Consider the following 19,327-nt stretch of genomic DNA (forward strand, 5'->3'; position numbering starts at 1 on the left):
ACCTCTTTTATATTCTTTTAACTACTGCATGATAAGCATAATGAGAGAAACACCAAAATGCTTTAAGAAAATTCAACTTCTCAATCTTGCGATACACAAACCAATTCATCTTGGCAGCTTTCCATTTGTTTTTTGAAATCGAGGGATTTCCAATTCGATACTCAGCTAAATTTTCATTTAATCCATAGGCTTTAAATCCCTTTTTTAAAATCGCAAGCCACATTGCCAAATCCTGCCTTGTTCGAATATTGGGCATTTGAATTCGGCCTACTTTACGGCGATCAATCATGACCGTTAGACATCCGATAATTGTATTCTTTAACATATCCTCATAGGTAATTTTTTCTGGTGCTGATACGTATTTATTCAAACGAACACCATCATTATTAATAAATTCGTACCCAGTGAAAGTGAAAGCATAGTCATTTTTCTGCATAAAGGTTAGCTGGCGCTCTAATTTATCTGGTTTCCAACAATCATCACTATCTAAAAAAGCAACATATCTTGCTTGTGCATGCTGTAAGGCAAGATTTCTGGCGATCGCAGCACCACTATTTTCTTTTGAAAAAATAACTCGTATTCTTTCATCCTCTTCAGCATAACGGTTTAATATATCCGGTGTTTCGTCAGTTGAGCAATCATCGACAATAATCATTTCCCAATTTTGATAAGTCTGCATTAAAACAGAATCGATTGTTTTATCGATAAATTTGCTGGCATTATACGACGGGGTAATAATGGAAATAGTTGGCTGTTTTTGAATCATAAGGTTATCCTCCTTTTATCCCGCATTAACGGGCAGTAAGACCCCCACTTCAAGGGTTAGCGGAAACAGGAAGCATAAGTGGGGGTCAACTGCCCGTAAAAGCCCGATTGGTTCAACTAACAATCAGTGGGGGATGAAAAAAACCCCCACTGATTGAAGTTTCACTTTATTCTGACTGTCCCCGAACCAGTTCAGGAATCAAAACCCAAGCACAAGCGAGTGTAATTCCAATTAAAATCCCTGCTACCGCCCGTTCCTTTGAGTTGAGGGCCTTATTGTCCGTCATTACCTCACTTGGATCTGAAGATTCTAGTAATAGCGCCGGTTTAATTTCAAAAAGTGTCGTTTTCAGTTCATTAAGAAAGCGTTGTTGGTCAACTATTGTATCTTCGCTGACCTTCTCCTGGCTTAATGATTGAATGGAATCCTGAATGATTTTCTTTTTCTCTTGAAAACGTAATTGATCCATCTTTAAAAATGCCTTTGAAATATCGTTTATTACTTCAGTTGCATTCTCTTTTGGAGAATCTGTATAAGAAAGTTTAATGATTTTATCCGTTACAGCCGTTACTTGTAATTTGCTTAAAATCTCAGCCCGTTCCTCTTTCGATAGATCTGATAAATTATCTCGATAGAAAGGAGGGTTAGTTAATAAAATCATTACATTTTTGGAATTATTTAAATCATCATAATCATAACTCCCTAAAGAAAGCGTCGCTTCGGCAGTATACGTGGTTGCTTCTTTCCCAACAGGAAGTAACCATCCCACCAATCCGAGAACAATTGGAATTGCTATTAAAATTAAAAGATATTTTTTACTTCTTTGTGCCAGTCTATTAACGATTAATTCCATTCCGAAGCTTACTCCTTCGCTTATTTTCACTCTTAATTTTTCTACTTTTGTTGTTATATACATTTACCGTAGCAATGACAAACCCCAGGAAAACCCAATGGAAATATAGATTGCTTACGGAGCTCGGACTTATACTGGAAATAAGGAAGGCAATTTGCCCAATCATGCATGCTTCAATGATTCCTTTTTCCTTCTCATCCCTCGTTTTTTTGAAGGCTTTATAAAGGCAACAAAATAGATAAACATACGTAAAGAGATAACCTAAAAATATAATAATCCCAAAATTACCTAAAATTTCCATTAACCAATTATGCACTTCAACAACATGGTTGGTATCGTAAATGGCTTCATTTTTCAAGTAGTATGGAATATTGCCCGCCCCTACACCAAATCCAAATGTATCCAATATAAAGTGGAAGGCATTTTTCAATAAATTCAGCCTTACTACATTCGATGAATGCCCATCATCCGCTGCAATGATATTTGACACCTTGTTGAAAAAAAACACGGAACAAAGAACCATTGCAATCAAACCGATGTTCAATGTCACCTTCTTTAAATAGGAAGGCAGGTGGATAAATAAATAGAAAATCAAACCTACGAAGACCCCTAGCAAACTAGCTCGTGATTCAGTTAAATAAATGATATAAACACATAACAATCCAAGTAGTATTGTTGAAGTTTTAATCCACACATTCCGACTATTTTTTGCTGCCGCTGCATAAAAAGAAAACGAGATAGTAAGAAACGTTGCAAAGTCGTTTTGATTAAAAAACACCGCAGTTGGATAAGACAACTTATATTCCGGCCCTCCATACAACGTTGAGCTTGGGAGCTGAATATGAGTAAAATGATTGATTAAGCCAATACACAATAGAATCAGTGTCATGAATAGCCATATTCCATAAAAAACGAGCAATCTAGATATTTTTGTGAACGTAAGCACTGCCAAAAAGACAAATAAGATACCCGTCCCCAGCAGGAATAAATACTTAATCCCATCAACGTATGATTTCGCCCATAAAAGCGAAACGGTTCCGTAAACAAGCCAAAACATCAAAAAGTGCAGAACCTCTTTTACTTTTATTTGCTTCCAATATTGTGAGAGGTTCTTTTCTTTTACAATGGAAACAATGAAGAGAGTCGCCGCAGAGATCAATATCAATCGATATAAAAACAAACTAAAAAAACCAAAATGAATACTTAATACAGACTGATTGAGAAAGGTGGTCGCTACTAATAAAAACATCACACCACAAAACAGCCGGTTCGTTTCTACATAAGGTCTTACCATTAGGAAAGCTGGCGTACCAACTCCTCGTGCAACACTGTTATTACCTTCCATAAAACCTTTTTCTCCCTTTTATCTCGATCTTGTCACAAAATAAAATCTTTTCATTTGAAAAACTCCTAAAGTGACTTTGACGCGGCAGTTTTCTGTCGAACTTCCGGCCTCCCAACTGAAAGATAGGTGAAACCAAGATCTTTCATCGTTTCCAAATCAAAGACATTTCTTCCGTCTACAATAAGCGGCTGTTTCATTAATTCCTTTACTTTGATTAAATCCAAGTCTTTGACATCCTGCCAATCGGTTAAAATCACGCAGGCATCGCTATTTTGAATCGATTCATATATGTTCTCAGAATAGGCACACTGGTATCCCAGCTGCTTTTTCGTTTCCTTAATGGCAATCGGATCGAAAGCTTGGAGATTTGCCCCATGAACAGCTAAATATGGAATAATGTCTATTGCCGGTGAAGATCTGATATCGTCTGTATTTGGTTTAAAGGCCAATCCTAAAATACTAATCGTCTTCCCTTTTAAGGTTCCTAAAGCCTTCTCGAGTTTTTTCACTAATTGGACCCGCTGTCCCTCATTCGTTTCAATTACAGACTTAATTAAATTAAATTCATATCCACACTCTTTCGCGATATGTAGAAGAGCTGATGTATCTTTTGGGAAACAAGATCCGCCAAAGCCTACTCCTGCCTGTAAAAATTTATTGCCGATTCGGCTGTCTAACCCAATACCTTCCGAAACCTTGGTGACATCAGCCCCGACACGTTCACAAATATTAGCAATATCATTAATAAATGAGATCTTTGTAGCTAAAAATGCATTTGCCGCATATTTTATTAATTCCGCTGTTTCCAAAGAAGCTTTTACGATATTGGATGTAAAGGGCTGGTGCAGCTCTGCAATAATTTGAAACGCTTTTTCACTGGTTGCGCCAATTACCGCACGTTCCATATTCATGGAATCCTTAATGGCATCACCTTCACGTAAAAATTCAGGATTCGCTACAATATCAAAAGGAATCTGTTCAAAGGAATGTTCTTGGATGACAGATTTTATCAGTTTCCCCGTACCAACAGGCACTGTACTTTTCGTAACAATTACCTTATAACCATTTAAATTTTCACCAATGGTTTTGGCCACCTGTTTAATATAGGTAAGATCTGCTTTACCCGACGATGTCATGGGAGTTCCTACCGCAATGTAGATGACCTCGGCTTCTTGAATGGCTTGGGTAATTTGATAGGTAAAATGAAGAGTGCCCCTTTTTACATTTTTATCGACAAGTTCTTTTAATCCAGGCTCATAAATCGGCATAACGCCTTGCAGGAGATCATTAATTTTCATTTGATTAATATCACAGCAAGTAACCTGGTTGCCGGCTTCCGCAAAGCATGTGCCCGATACAAGACCTACATAACCTGTTCCAACCACCGTAACTTTCTTCAATTTTCATCATCCTTCCATTTAATTTAATAGGTTTCTATAATTCTCTTTCAGTTGTATTGCGTTCTTATGGGAATAATAATTTTGTTGTACCTGCTCATAGAGATCCAGCAGAATTTTCGGTGAATATAAACTTCGGTTTAATACATCCTGAATTCTCTGTACTAGACTTGATACAGACTTCGGCTCGATTAATAGATCACGATGTTCACCAAATAATTCCGGGACACCGCCCACCGCTGTACAAATAACAGGGATTTTTAAAGCAATGGCTTCAAGTACTACAGTCGGCATTCCTTCCGTATAGGAAGGAAGGGCAAATAAATCACTAGCAAACAAGTAATCTCTCACACTTTCATTTGCAACCTGCCCCGTTATGAAAAGCCTGCTATTGAATTCCGGATTCCGGCTTAATTTATCTTTAGCGGGGCCGTCCCCTACGAAGACAATGGCGACTTCATTTGATAGAAACTTAAGCGTCTGGGCAAGTTCAAATACACCTTTTGCTTCCGTTAGCCTGCCAACAAATGTAATAATCTTTTTATCCTCAGGGAGCCCAAGCAGCCGTCTCATTTGCTGCTTGGTTTGTTCCGGCTGCTGAAATTGGGAAAGATCAATCCCAATTGGGAGTACAGCACTTTCCCTGCCTGCCAGCTCCTTCGTTTTCCTTTGTAAATTTTCGGCAACCGTTAAAACCGAATCTGCCATATTGACTGATTGAAGAAATGCCTTTTTTGCACTAGAGCTGTAATGCGGATATACGTTTACATCACTACCGTGTAACGTTAAAATCCATGGCAGACCTTTTTCAGAGGCAACAATTCTTGCTGCCCCGCCAGATGGCATCGCAAAATGAGCATGAATTAAATCCGGAGCAAGCCCATAATCTTCTATGGTCTTCAGAACTGCTGCCGCAATCCGCCTGTCTGGCTGCGCCCATCTAAGCTGTCCGGGCAGTGCTAAATAATTTGGCCGATAAACCTTCACTCCATTTCGCTCATAGACCGCAGGGATTTGTTTATTGGCCTTATCGGCTTTACGAAAATTCCGAATAAATGTCAGACTGCGTGGTACCGGGCTAATGACCGTAACCTCTACTCCCAAACGGTGTAACGCCTGCACCTGCGTTTCATGAAAGACGCCGCTCCCTGGCTGACAACCACTTGGATACACACTTGTAATCCATAATGCTTTCATTCTTATCGCCCTCTAGCTAGTTTATTTACAATCCTCAAGAAGTAATTTGGATACACTTTTAACAAAAGCAGCAAGTATACTCCAGCACTAAATCCTACTGAAATCGTTAACGGCAAAATGGCAGTTGTTTGAAAAAACAAAGCGCTAAATACTTTCGTAACATACGCAATGGCTGTTATTAGAATCGAGAATAAAAGTGGAACCATAATGGTTTTCAGATAATGCTTCCATTGCAGCTGGATTAACCATGTTAATAACCACCTTCCAATTAGAAAGTTCACGATGCTTACCATTACATAAGTCCAAGCAACGACCTTCAAGCTGTTCGATGCAACGGCAAAATTTAACGATAAGCCATAAAGAACTAGCACACCAAGGTCCCAATAAAACGCAATATTGGCTTTGCCTTTTGCAAGAATAATAGAGCCATTCGGGTTCATCAAAACCCGAAGAATGCCGACGATCGACATGATTTGCAAAATCGGAACAGCATCCATCCATTTTTCACCAAATATGGCAGGAATAAAAACATTTGAAACTGCCGTTAGCCCCATTAAAAGCGGAAAAGTAACAAGACTTAAAAGCTTTGTCATGTGTAAGAAACCATCATTTAAAGCAGTATGACTTTGTTGATTTTTTGAAAAAACGGGAAAGGCCACCCTTGTAATAATGGGATTGATTTTCAATACCGGAATCGTAACGATTTGATAAACAAGGTTATAAACCCCCAATGCTTCTGCCCCCATAAACCTACCGATTAAAATCACATCGATATTTGATCCAATTCGGTTCACGATTCTTGAAAACAGCTGAAAGGCTCCAAATGAGAGAAAGCTTCTGCATTCTGAAAGATCAAATACCAATGAAGGTCGCCATACCCGTTGGTAACAGATAAAGTAAAGAATCCCTTTAAGCCCATAAAGCACTACTTGAGATATGACAAAGGCTTTTATGGGAGAAATCATAAAAATGAGGATGACAAGCGTAAAAAAAGAGATTATCGTTGCCGCTGCCTCAATTGCACCAAGCATGTTAAACCGTAATTCTTTTTGCATTAAATATTGGCTTTGCTGTCCAATGGGAGCGATCAGAAACATCATCGCAAGAATCTTAATAAGATCCGTTAGATCCTTGCGATGAAAGTAGTTAGCCAAAAACGGGCTTGTAAAGAAAAGCACTAAACAAACTCCAAGCCCCATCATCAGATTTAGCCAAAATAAAGTTGATAATGTCCTTTTATGGACCTCTTCCTTTTGGATGACGGCAGAACCAAGCCCCAAATCCAATACAATTTGTGCAAATACCACAATGGTAGTCAGCATGCCAACCAGGCCAAATTGGGATATACTCATAATTTTTCCAAGGATAGCAAACTGAAAGATTTGAATCCCTGTAATAAGTAGAGTAGAAATTCCTGTCCACTTTATCCCTTTATGCAGTTCTCTTCTAATTGCGGACATTTGTCTCCCCTGCCTCCATTACCGTGCACCTTCACCTGTAAAAACCACTCTAAAAGTTTTCAAGATAATTTTTATTTCAAGTGAAAACGAAAGATTTTGTATGTATTTCAAATCATATTGAAGCTTTTCTCTTGGGGAAATGTCATATCCCCCGCTAATTTGGGCTAGTCCTGTCAGCCCCGGTTTCACAAGCAGCCTATTGGAGAATCCTTTAATTTCCCGCTCAAATTGTTCGGTGAAACATGGCCTTTCGGGTCTTGGACCTATAATCGACATATCCCCTTTTAAGACAGAAATAAATTGCGGAAGTTCGTCAATCCTAGTTTTTCGAATAAACGCTCCGACTTTTGTAACACGCGGATCGTTTACCTCAGCCCACTTAGCCCCCTCTTTTTCAGCATCTATGGTCATCGATCGCAACTTGATCATGTTGAATATTTTTCCGTTTTTCCCCATTCTTTCTTGGACATAAAACGGGGAACCAGTTGTTTCTAGAACAATAAGGATGGCAAAAACAACAACAATCGGTAATGCGAAAATGATCCCTATTACAGCAAAGAAAACGTCTAAAGCTCTTTTTAAATAAAGATATTGCTCCGCTTCCTTCGATAAAAGCAGTTTAGGGGTTTGGGTCATAGTGTAATCATGGAAAAGATTTAAGCTTCTTTGTGTATTCACAATTAAACCCACCTTCAAAGATTATTTAATTCATTAAGCGGCCCGTTATGAAAGATTATAAGGAGGGAATTTAGAGGACTCGTTGAGCTGGGATTAAGAGTTAGTGAACAATTGTGAATCTTCGTTAAAATTGTTAATTTTTTGTAAAGAGAGTTACAAAAAATAGGTAAAACAACCCATGTAAAACTAAAACAATCTGGCTTACTTAAAAGCCAGATTGTTTAGAAGATGTTTTCTACTTATTTTCAGGCGTATTTGGATAAACTTTGCTCCTGGATGACAAGAAAATAATGCCCTAATAAATGTTCAAAAATCGTATCCCAGTTTTGGGATAATGCAAAATTTCTTCCCTCCCAACCCATTTGAATTCGCAAACTATCATGACTTAATAAATCCACAATTCTGTTGGTAAACTCCTTTACATTTCCCGGTGTGCATAAGAATCCTGTAACACCCGGATTAATAATATTTTTCACTCCACCTGCATTTGCTCCAATCACAGGTGTTCCGCTGGCTAATGCTTCAAGTACGACATTTCCAAACGTCTCTGTCGGAGAAGGAAATACAAACAGATCCGAAACCGAATAGATCTCTGCTAAATTTTCTCCTGTTAAGAACCCTGTAAATTTCATATTTGATGGAGCTTTTTCTTGAAGTTCTTCCTTTAACGGACCGTCACCAATTACCATCCACTCAATATTTTCGTTTATTTCAGCCGGTATAGATTTAGAAATAGCCAGCAGCTTATCGACGTCTTTTTCAGGCGCTAACCTGCCAACAAAAGTTAGGAGATATTTCTTTGAAAGTCTATATTTCTCACGAACAGTCTTTTTATGATAAAAAGGCTGAAAAACTTTACAATCTACCCCCCTTGGCCATATTTCTAGATTTGTAAAACCTTGTTGTTTAAGTTGGGAAAATGTTTCTTTTGAGGGAACGAACACTTTGGCACATGTGTGATGAAACCAATTCATGTATTTCCAGAGGAATTTAGAAAGAAATTGAAGGTCATAATAGTTTAAATATTGATTGAAATCCGTATGATAGGAACCAACAAGGGGTATGTTTAACTTTTTTGCAAAATAAACCCCAGAAAGGCCAAGACTAAATGGGGTTGTGACATGGATTAAATCCGGAGAAAACTTTAGTAATTCCGCTTTGATGTGAAGAAGATTTGGCAAAGCTAAACGGCATTCAGGATATAAGAAAAAGGATAGGCTTTTAAATCGATGAATATGGCTTGCAGCATAGTCCTCATTGTCAGATTCAGGCGCAAAGATTTTAAAGGTGATGTTTTTGGCTTCTAAATATTCGGTGAACCTTTTTAAGGTTCGAGCCACCCCATTAATGTCCGGATAAAAGGTATCTGTGAAAATGGCTATTTTCATATAATCCCTCCTCATCATACTTTCAAAAATAGAGTATATAGTAACTAAGAATACCAGTTAAACTTCCAAGGATGCCACCTACAAATACGTCTGAAGGATAGTGTAGACCCAAGTAAATTCTAGATACTCCTACACAAATCGCTAACGGAATAAAGACAAAAGCTAATGGAGGAACAAAAATTATAAATGGGGTGACAACCGCAAATATTGCAGTTGTATGACCCGAAGGAAAAGAATGGTCTTGTAATGGGTTATCAGGAAACTTTGTTTTTTCGATCATTAAATAGGGTCTTTTTCGTGGGAACATCTGCTTCACAATTTGAACAGGTATGTGACTAGCTGATAATGCAACTGCACTTGAAATAGCAATCAGTCTTGTCTCTCTAGGTGATAAAATCAGAAGGAGGAAAGTAGAAATGATGGTAAATTTCGCTCCTCCAAGGTGTGTAATGGCACGAAAAAAAAGATTTAATAGCTTCTTATCAAAATGACGATTTACCTTTTGAAATATTCTACATTCAAATCCATAAAACACATGAAACATTCTGCTCATAGTCCATTCCCCTTTTAACCGTTATCATTCTATCTCTACTCTACTGTTTAAGATTAAATTGCATATTTCATCATTTCTGCACCTAGGATGTCTGTGATGATGGTTGGGATTTTTAATGGCTCATAAATTTGTTTTATTATCGATGCAGACTCAAGGCTATCAGCCCCAATTACAATTCGTTCACCATAGAAGAAATCGTTAATGGCCGACCCCTTCCGAAGAAAATCTGGATTCGATACCACATCACAACGAAGATTAGGAGGTTTGCTTCTGTCGATGATTTTATTAATTAAATCATTCGTCCCTATAGGGACGGTGCTGATTATACATAAAACCACATTATTTTCAATAAAATGGGCAATCGTATTTGAAACTACATGTATGTTTCTTAAATCAATAGAATCGTCTTGTTTATTTTTTGTTCCGACTGAAATAAAAATGACTTCAGCATTTGAATAGGCTTGATAAGGGCTCATAGTAAAATGTAGATTTCCGTTATTCAGATTTTTTTCTAAAAGAGGAGCAAGCCCAGGCTCATTAATTGGAGTACGACCGGTTTGAAGCAAATCAATTTTCTTTTTTTGTATGTCTATGCATGTCACCTGATGGCCTAATTCTGCTAATCCAGCGCTAGTTACTAATCCAACTAATCCTGCACCTGCAACGGTAATCTTCATCCAATCCCTCCAAACATTATTTATCTTTATTGTATTTGATTTTTCGGGAATTTTTCTAAACCTGGTGTAAAAGGATTGTAAATAAAATGTAAATAATACAGACGAAAAAAATCCCTGAATTTTTTTCAGGGATTAAGCCATTCCTATACTTTACTATTTATTGATTCAAGAAATTAATTGCTCATCTTTTCTATACGATACAGAAGAACCTTTTCGCAGTTGATATAACCAGCGAAAGCAAATTGGAATCATAAATAAACTGATAAAAGTGGAACTAATCATTCCTCCGACAACGACAATTCCAAGCGTTTGCGAGATCACTGAATCTGATCTCGAGGAAAATGCAAGTGGAAGCAGGGTTAAAACCGTTGTGAGTGCTGTTGTTAGGATTGGTCGTACACGAGACAGTGTTCCTTGTAAAATTGATTCATCTAATTTTATCCCACTTGCTAAATTCCTTTCAATTTTATCTACAAGGACAATTCCGTTTGTAACAACAATTCCTGTAAGCATCAAGAGTCCCACTAATGCAGCCAGATTCCATTCCAATCTAAACATAAACATACCAATCACTGAACCGATAAACGCGAATGGAATACAAAGTAATACCGATAGCGGCGCTTTCCATCCTCGGAAAACAGCACTAATGATGATCATTACAAGTAATATGGAGAAGAATAAAGCAAGTGCCATTTCATACATCATTTCATAAACCTGCTGCGGTGCACCTGCGAAAGAATAGTGAATCCCCTCAGGCAACGAAATCCTCTTAAGCGCGTTCTTAACCTCCTTCGTTACCTTTCCAATATCACTGGAAATGATGTTGGCCGTAACAACTGCATAAGGTTTTCCATCCTTCTCTTCGATCACGGATGAACCTGAAGGTATAAGGATTGCAAGCTGATCTAATGTTACTTCTTGTCCGTCCCTAGACTGAAATCTCTCCCCGCCCATCAAAGAAAAAATATCTTTCCCGGTGCTTTTTTGCACATCGGAATGAATCACAATTGGAAATGCAGCTTGGTTAATTGAGATTACTCCTTTTGTTCCTTCCGCGGTATATTGCTGGATTCGAGTTAATACATCGGTCAGTTTAATACCATATTTTTCAATTGCCTTACGATTCAGTGTAACCTCATACTGAGTGATCTGATTATCTGCATCGGCAACACCTTGTACAGACAGCCCCGGTACAAGCTTAAGCTGGTTTCGTATCGTTTGCGCCATTGTTTCCAATGTTTGACTATCCGACCCTGTAAGATTAATTTTTAATTGCGAATCATCGCCGGCAATACTTTGATTTGAAACTGTGTAAATAGCCTTACTAGATAGGGAGTTTAATTGTTTCTGCAGATTCTGCATAAAGGAATTAGCATCAATATCCTGCTTAACTGTTATCGATAAATTTGCAATATTTGGCTTCTGAATCCATCCTCCTCCTGCATCAAAAACATCATCGGACTGAGGTGTAAATGATGAGCCTAATCCAGAAGAGAATGAAGCGACTTTAGGGTTTGCTGCCAATAAAGCTTCCAATCTTTTTACTTCTGCATTAACCTCTGTTAATGTAGTATTTTGCGGCATTTCCACTTGAATTCCCAGTTGACCTGTACGATTAGTCGTTGGTAAAAAATTGACTGGGAGAAAAGCTGCTCCCAGAGATGTGAGCAAAAATAAAGCCAGCGTAATCAGCGCCACTTTCCCCTTTTGTTTGAACATCCATGTAAAAATTTTATGTCCAAATGGTTCTAGATTATCTTTTACGGCAACAGGTTCTCCCCTCCAAAAAAGATGATAAAGAGCCGGAACCACCATGATGGAAACAAACAAGGAAATCACTAATGCAATGACAACCGACCAAGCAAAACCGGAAAATGCCGCACTCACCATGCCGCCAATTAGGGCGATTGGGAGATAAACTGCAGTGGTTGTAGCCGTAGACGAGACAATCGCAGGAATCATTTCGGAAACAGCGCTCGTTAACAAATGAAGGCTATGTTTCTCTTTTGTCTCAAATACTTTTCGGTTCATGTTATCAAGAACGACAATCGAGTCATCGACCACTCTACCCATCGCAACAATAAGTCCTGATACGGTAAGCAGATTAAGACTGATCCCCATTGTTTTTAATAAGCCGGTTGTTGCCAATAAACAGATGGGTAATGAAATAGCGATTAATAGTGTTGAACGTACTTTACGGAAAAATAGATATACGCATATTACCGAGAATAAGCAGCCTAACACCCCTTCTTTTATGAGTCCTTTTAACGATGAATTGATCTGTTCTCCTTGATCAAATTGAATAGCAAGTTGTACATCCTTATTTTTCAATGCCGGAATATCCTTTATTCTGCTTTTAATGCGATTGGATACATCTGTAATATTGGATGAAGGTGTTTTCAAAATGTCTAAAAGGACACTAGGTTTCCCGTCCGTTCTTGAAATCGTCTGCAAATTGACAATCGAATTTGAGATGTCAGCTACAGAAGATAGAGGGACCGTTTTGCCTTCATTTGAATGAATTGGAAGTTGCATCAAGTCTTGCCTCGTCAACCCCCAACCTGAAACTTGGATGGGAATAGAAGTTTGTAGGTTTGACACCTGGCCCTCCAGTTCAGTTGTATAATTTTCTTCAAGTGATTGTTTTATGTCAGCAATAGATATACCTGATTTCTTTAAATCGTCCGTACGAAGATGAACCTCATAGCCTGCCATTCCACCACCGGAAACAAGAACATCTTTAACACCGGGAACAGTTTTTAAGCGATTGACAATATCTTCTTGAATGGATGTTCGGAGTGTATTTTCCGTAATATTGTCAGAAGAACTCATTAGACTTACTCTCATGATTGGAAGAGAGTGGGTACTTAGTCTGGTCACTAACGGTTTTTCAATGCCTGCCGGAAGCGAGGTCCCTTCTAAAGCTCTCGATACCTGTTCCTCAGCATTTTTCATATCAAAATTCATAGGAAAGTTGAGACTGACCAGTGATCCGCCATTAAAAGAATTTGTCTCAATATCTTGCAGGCCGTCCACTACCCGTACCGCCTGTTGGATTGGCTCCGTAATCTTTGCTCTTACTTGCTGTGCTTGGTAATTCTCTGCACGCACTGTGACCATCAAGGTTGGATTATTAATTTCGGGAAGATAATCCCGTTGAATATGTATGGCGGACATCCCACCCCAAACGAGGATTAAGACGATTAAGGTTACAATCAGAACGGCACGTTTTATTGTTTCATCTATAATTCGGCTCATTTTACTTTTCTCCGTGCAAGGCTGCCGGAAAAGTCCCCCCTTTTTTTGACTAAAACTACCAGATTTTTAAAATACAAATTATAACAATAGCTACCCGATTGGGCAGCTATTGTTATATTCGTTTAAATATCACGCCACATTAGTCATTATCAGCAGGTGATGGTGCAAAGCTTTCAGGCTGTTCTGCCACTTCATCCGGTGTGTGAACCTTTTTCTCACCAGGATATGGTTTATCAAATCCTTCTGTCGCGTACCAAACGGAATGGTTCAACATGTTTGCATTCACATCATCCGGTGATGCATGACGTCCAGTTAATTTCTTCTTGTTCTTATTGGACCATTCTGTCCATTTTTTCGAAAGTTCCTTTGCCTCCGGTGTAACCTTATCTGTATTAGCAAGTGCTGCTGTATTAGAATTTGGCGAACCATTTAAGGTATCAAGCGGAATTTGATTTGCTTCGAAATTGTACGGTGTAAAGTCAGGCTTATTGGTAAAAATCTCACTCATCGGTTCTGCAGCCGCATCATTTTGGTTCATGGCAGGAAGCCCGAGAATCTGCTCAATGCTGCGGACCATATTGATGACTGTCCAGTAATGGCTGTCCGTAATGCCTCTTTTTACCCAAGGGCTGATTACATACGCCGGTTCTCGATGGCCATCCACGTGATCTAAACCGTTTTGCGCATCATCCTCAGTAATAAAAATGACGGAATCTTTCCAGTACTTGCTATGGGAGATAAGGTCTACAATTTTACCAACAGCTAAATCATTGTCCGCTACCATGGCTTGCGGTGTGGGGGATCCTGTTGCGTTACCTGAAGTATGGTCATTGGTAATCCATAATGTATTCAATGCCGGTAAATCATCATTTTTAACATGCTTTTCAAACTGCTGCTTAAAAATTTCAAAACGATACTGATCTGGGATGTTCATATCAAAGGTTGGAAAGGTTTTATGCGTAATTGGTCCAAGCGACGGTATATCATAGGTTGCTTGATAGTTTCCAATTGGGACATGCAAGTCGCCTTCTTTTTGGCCAGAAAGCTTTAAGGCATCGTTATACCAATCTGTCCATGTTCCGAATGGTTCTGATCCAACAAAACTGATTGTATCTTCCCCAAAGTTTTCTACGGAAACGCCATGTTTAATCGCTTGGTCCCATAGATGTCCTGTAGGGGCATATGCCATCGGGTCTCCGGCACCGCCTGGGTAGCTTCGGATATTGGCTGTATCGGTCTCTTTATCTTCATAATCGGTATTGGTTCCTTGCATGACCCATTGATGGCCACTGGCGGACTGGATGCCTGAAACATACACATTATCTAAAAGCGGGAAGGTTTCGGCTAATTTATGAAAGTTTGGAGTCACAGCTCTAGGGAATTGTGTTAATGCCGGTTCCCCATTTCCTTTTCCTAAATCCCCGAGGACTTGGTCATAGGTACGGTTTTCTTTTATAATATAGAATACGTGTTTAATAGTAGAAGGCTCGCCCACCCGCTCAGGCATGGCAACTGGTTTCTTGTTATGTCTTGGCTTTGCATTCAGGTCTTTCAAGCCAAACCAATTGTTATTTGCATATACCTGCTTGGTTCCTTTAATGAGGGCCTCTTTTGTTGGGAAAGGAATTAACGAAAGAGAACCAATTTGTGCATAAGAAGAGTGACCTGATACTTTGATTCCTTGAATCGTTAAATCACGCGCTGGACCGCGGGAACCGATTCCGTCTGCATTCGCAACTACTAGATTTTTATTTTCCTGATCAACTGCTAAATCTACCGGGAACCATGCAGTAGGTAATAACCCTTGTAGTTCCGGAGTTTTATCTGGTCCCTGCCAGTCATATACGGCAACCGCATTATCCCGGCCAAGGCTGACCATTAACTTGTTATCGATTACCTTGACTGCATTCGGTGCTGCTCCTTTTGCTGCATCCGGGTATGGTTTAATATCAATAGTTTGGACAACTTTTTTTGATTTCGTATCAATAACAGAAACGGTGTCACTATTCGTATTGGTTACAAATATGTACTGACCCGACTGGGTCATCCGCTCTGGCTGGACGCCGACTTCAATATTTTTTTCTACCGTATTGGTGGCAAGGTCAATGACAGAAACAGTTCCTGTAGTAGTAGCACCTGTTTTCGGGTCAACAACCACTTGTGTTCCGGAGGAATCCACTGTCGTGTCGCTATTCTTTGCAATTCTACCACCCTGGTTGGTAACGTATGCCGTATTTCCATCTACTAAAACACTGGTTGGGGCATTTTCTACCGGAATTTTAGCAGTTAATGTTCCAGTTTGTGGATCTAAAACTCCAAGGCTGTTGTCCCGGTTGAGAGCTACTAGTAACTGGCCTTGCGGTCCCACTGCCAGATCAAGTGGGTTGATATTTCCACCTACAGCCGGCTTTGGAAGATTATAAGTTTTTTTAATTGAAGGATTACCATTTTCATCAATGGACATAACGACAACTTTACCTGTACCACTCTTAGAACCGGTTGCATAAAGCTGGCTTCCGTCTTTGGAATAAGCTAGTCCCCACATAGTAGTAAGGCCGATGGAAAAATCTGTTACGGCCATTTTTCCCGTTGCCAAATCTACAACATTGATACCTTTTCCGCCGTAATTATTTCGACCAACGATTGTTACAGCCGTCTTCCCATTTGGATGAATCGCAACAGAAATTGGGTTCCCGCCAAATTCAATTTGTTTTCCCGCAGGTGTGATCAATTGGTTTACAGGGGTCTGAACAGAACCATCTGCTTGTTCCCCTACAAAATTGCTTCCAAATGCCCCATCCTGTGCAGCATAGACACCTGCAGAACTAAGAAGGAAAGCTCCTAAGGTCAATCCAGCCAGAAGTCTTTTCTTTTTTCTAAACTTCTTTAACATTATCACCACTCCTATCTTTTAATACAAAAATAGATTACTCCTAATTTGTTAATCTCTTATGTAGTTCAAGTAAATTACAAATAAAGAAATTTCATCCTTTTAAACTATTACGATCGGACTAGTTTAGGTCGCTTAAACGAATAAAAAAGAGTAAAAAAGAACCCGATGTCAAAGATCGAGTTCCTGAATGATTGATTTAAAAACTATTTTTTTAAAAAGATGCTTTTTACATCACGATTTTTATTTTGTAAATCTTCTAGTGAAGGAAGACCCGAAATATAACCGACTCCACCCGTACGATTAATTCCGATTTGTTCTTCCATTGCCTTTTCTAAATCGCCTTTATCTACAGCTGTAATCTTCTTGCCATCAATTTCATCACCTGGATGTTGGAAATTGGACATGATATAGGAGAATCCGTTCCGGTTATCCGCTGCAAACAAACCTGTCGATTCAGCCCCGGCAGGAACCGATAGAATTCTCGATAATTCTTTTGTATCAACATTATAGGCCCATACAAAGTTATTCGTATGCATGCCGCTATCTTCTCCGATAAATAAGGTTCTTAATGCTTCGGAATAGCTTAAATTATCCGTATTGGCCACTGAATTTACATCTGCTGTATTCCCGTAAGCATCCGCTGACGGCATATCTTTACCAACGATTAAACCATTCATCGACGCGGCTACATACTTACTTTTAATTTTTTGTCCTTGACTGTCTTTTTGACCGCCTGCCAGATTTAATTGATAAGTTACACCCGATTTAATTTTTGGCAGTTGAATATCATCCGTTGGATCAGCAGCATTGGCCAGCATTCCATTGCTTTGGTCGGAGATTGCGATGTAAACTTTTTTATCCTTTTCGTTTAGTGTGACACCTTCCATTTTGTTAAATTCAGATGTCGCACCAAGCAGTGCTGCATATCGGCGTGATTCTAAAAACGCAGCCGCTTTTTCCATTCCAGGCTTTAACTTTAGGTACTCAGTTTTGCCATAGGAGTATTGTTTAATCGCTTTGAAACCTTCTTTCGGTTCGGCAGATGTTTCGAAAATATCGCTGAATTTAATGCCGCTATCGATAATAGCTTTTACTTCCTTGTCAGATGCATGACCTAACTTGATCCATTCCAAGTTTCCCGAACCGCCGTTTTCATTACCAGTTTGATGGAACTTTGCTGCATAAAGCGTTCCAGCAGAAAGATCTTTTGCTTTATCGGCTACATACATAAACATCGTCGTATAAGAACCATCGTCACCAAAGAACGCTGTCCGTTGATCCGGCATCATTTTCATTAATTCGTGAGAGAAACGGCCGATACTATAATGTTTTTCAACGGATGCATCCCCTTGTTTGTCGACTTTAATTTCGGGTACAAATCCATAGAAGTAAGGATTTGCTTTTGATTTGTCACCAAAATAAAGTTTTGCAAAGCTTTCCGTTTGAGTTCTTGCTGATGAATTTGCATCCATTTCAAAATTTCGAGCATCAGGTTCATATTCTTCTGAACCTAAATGGGTATTCCAAGGAGACAGTGAACCGTTACATGGGATCCAAAGTCCATTTACACTTGAAAAATCAATTTTCTTAACCTCTTTTGGTGTTAATTCCCCTGTTTTCTTACTTTGTTCAAGTGTTGATAAGGACATCGATGCAGGAACCACACCATATGCTGATTTACCTGCAGCATCAATGGTTTGATATTCATAATGGGTCACCATATAAAGTTGTCCATTAATTGGTTTCAATAAACTATTGGAGTCGGGAGCATCTGATACATAGTATGTAGGTTTTCCTTCTACACTGGTATCGATGATTGGATTACCGTTTACATCAATTGGTGTTCCTGCCGGAATTAGCTGCCCTTTATTTATTGCCACTTTATCTTCAGATTTAAAAAGCTTTTTATATGATAGTGGGAATTGCTTCACTTCACCATTGCTATACTTTACTTCAAGCGATGCGTTTGTATAGGTTTGAACCATCTGATCAATTGTCTTCGGTGCATCCATCCCATTAAAACGGACAGAGTCAATCGTCACATGCCCATTGCCTGCTGCGGCTGCAGGTGTTAAAGCTGGAATTGTTAGTGCGAATGCCAGTGCCAATGCTGCCCCTTTTTTATTAAAGCGTTTTTTCTTCATTTTTACTCCCCCTCGTAAAACGATTATTTATATATTCATTTAATAAAATGAATGTAAAGGTAGCATTTTCCCTTTGTAAAGATTTTGCTAACTAATTTTTAAGAGGGTGTAAATTTAAGAACTGAGGCGGTATTATATGGTTTATTGGCGACAATATAACTCCGTTTCCTTTTGGAATTGTCTTCTACCCGGGAAAATTCTCTTTAAATTAGGCTGTTGATTTTAAAAAACGTTGATTGGAGCGGAAGGTGCGAGACTCCTGCGGGAGCAGCGGGACAGATGAGCCTCCTGGAGCGGAAATCAACAACCAAGTTTAACAGAGCTTTATATTAAAAAAGCTGCGAGATTCCATAGTCCCGCAGCATTTATCTATTTCTCGTTTTGTTCATTCAGTTCATCCATCAACTGTTTTGTTCTTTTCGCATTTCCTTCTGCAAAATTTTCGAGGCGTTCTTTCAATTCTTCATCATCATGGACCCGCTCTGCTGCTATCAGATATGTACGCATTAGATCCTCTTCAACCTCAATCGAATGCTCAAGAACTTCTTCAAGTTTTTCCTTTTCTTCGCCCTTATCTCTATTAAATAAATTGGCACACATAGGGAAAACCTCCTTTACAGTTAGAGTTCTCCCTAAGATACCAGGATATTCATCTATAGTTATGGTATTTATCCATAGGGTAATGTCTTAAATAATGATTGCCAAACTGAGTTCACTA

At 39.0% G+C, this 19,327-nt stretch carries 14 protein-coding genes; all 14 read right to left on the bottom strand.

What is annotated here, in order from left to right:
* Positions 1 to 7: 7 nt before the first annotated feature.
* A complete protein-coding gene (gene tuaG / locus E2K98_RS20475) occupies positions 8 to 766 on the bottom strand; it encodes a teichuronic acid biosynthesis protein TuaG (protein WP_133337407.1) in 759 nt (252 codons plus the stop codon).
* Between the two features lie 166 nt (positions 767 to 932).
* Positions 933 to 1,619, bottom strand: coding sequence for a YveK family protein (locus tag E2K98_RS20480; RefSeq protein ID WP_133337409.1), 687 nt, complete (start codon positions 1,617 to 1,619; stop codon positions 933 to 935).
* A complete protein-coding gene (tuaE, locus tag E2K98_RS20485) occupies positions 1,603 to 2,964 on the bottom strand; it encodes a teichuronic acid biosynthesis protein TuaE (protein WP_133337411.1) in 1,362 nt (453 codons plus the stop codon). Before tuaE ends, E2K98_RS20480 begins: the two co-directional genes overlap by 17 nt.
* 65 nt (positions 2,965 to 3,029) lie before the next feature.
* Positions 3,030 to 4,364 carry a UDP-glucose 6-dehydrogenase TuaD gene (gene tuaD, locus E2K98_RS20490; RefSeq protein ID WP_133337413.1) on the bottom strand — a complete coding sequence of 445 codons (1,335 nt, stop codon included), beginning with the start codon at positions 4,362 to 4,364 and terminating at the stop codon, positions 3,030 to 3,032.
* Between the two features lie 18 nt (positions 4,365 to 4,382).
* Positions 4,383 to 5,558, bottom strand: coding sequence for a teichuronic acid biosynthesis protein TuaC (gene tuaC / locus E2K98_RS20495; RefSeq protein ID WP_133337415.1), 1,176 nt, complete (start codon positions 5,556 to 5,558; stop codon positions 4,383 to 4,385).
* A gap of 2 nt (positions 5,559 to 5,560) precedes the next feature.
* Positions 5,561 to 7,018 carry a teichuronic acid biosynthesis protein TuaB gene (gene tuaB, locus E2K98_RS20500; protein WP_133337417.1) on the bottom strand — a complete coding sequence of 486 codons (1,458 nt, stop codon included), beginning with the start codon at positions 7,016 to 7,018 and terminating at the stop codon, positions 5,561 to 5,563.
* Positions 7,019 to 7,036: 18 nt separating this feature from the next.
* Positions 7,037 to 7,654, bottom strand: coding sequence for a sugar transferase (locus E2K98_RS20505; RefSeq protein WP_133337625.1), 618 nt, complete (start codon positions 7,652 to 7,654; stop codon positions 7,037 to 7,039).
* A gap of 287 nt (positions 7,655 to 7,941) precedes the next feature.
* Positions 7,942 to 9,084: a glycosyltransferase family 4 protein gene (locus tag E2K98_RS20510; RefSeq protein ID WP_133337419.1), complete on the bottom strand. Its 1,143-nt coding sequence runs from the start codon at positions 9,082 to 9,084 to the stop codon at positions 7,942 to 7,944.
* A 22-nt stretch (positions 9,085 to 9,106) separates the two neighbouring features.
* Entirely contained in the window at positions 9,107 to 9,628 is a 522-nt protein-coding gene (locus E2K98_RS20515; protein WP_235824896.1) for a phosphatase PAP2 family protein, read from the bottom strand.
* A gap of 62 nt (positions 9,629 to 9,690) precedes the next feature.
* Complete coding sequence (locus E2K98_RS20520) at positions 9,691 to 10,314, bottom strand: nucleotide sugar dehydrogenase (RefSeq protein ID WP_133337423.1); 624 nt, start codon at positions 10,312 to 10,314, stop codon at positions 9,691 to 9,693.
* A gap of 165 nt (positions 10,315 to 10,479) precedes the next feature.
* The gene (locus tag E2K98_RS20525) at positions 10,480 to 13,572 is read right to left on the bottom strand and encodes an efflux RND transporter permease subunit (protein WP_133337425.1); all 3,093 of its coding nucleotides are present in this window, start codon (positions 13,570 to 13,572) and stop codon (positions 10,480 to 10,482) included.
* 139 nt (positions 13,573 to 13,711) lie between these two features.
* A complete protein-coding gene (locus E2K98_RS20530) occupies positions 13,712 to 16,465 on the bottom strand; it encodes a bifunctional YncE family protein/alkaline phosphatase family protein (protein WP_133337427.1) in 2,754 nt (917 codons plus the stop codon).
* Between the two features lie 203 nt (positions 16,466 to 16,668).
* Positions 16,669 to 18,609, bottom strand: a complete 1,941-nt coding sequence (locus tag E2K98_RS20535; RefSeq protein ID WP_133337429.1) for a PhoX family protein — start codon at positions 18,607 to 18,609, stop codon at positions 16,669 to 16,671.
* Between the two features lie 369 nt (positions 18,610 to 18,978).
* Complete coding sequence (locus tag E2K98_RS20540; protein WP_133337431.1) at positions 18,979 to 19,209, bottom strand: hypothetical protein; 231 nt, start codon at positions 19,207 to 19,209, stop codon at positions 18,979 to 18,981.
* Positions 19,210 to 19,327 lie beyond the last annotated feature (118 nt).

The organism is Bacillus salipaludis (genome assembly GCF_004358205.1).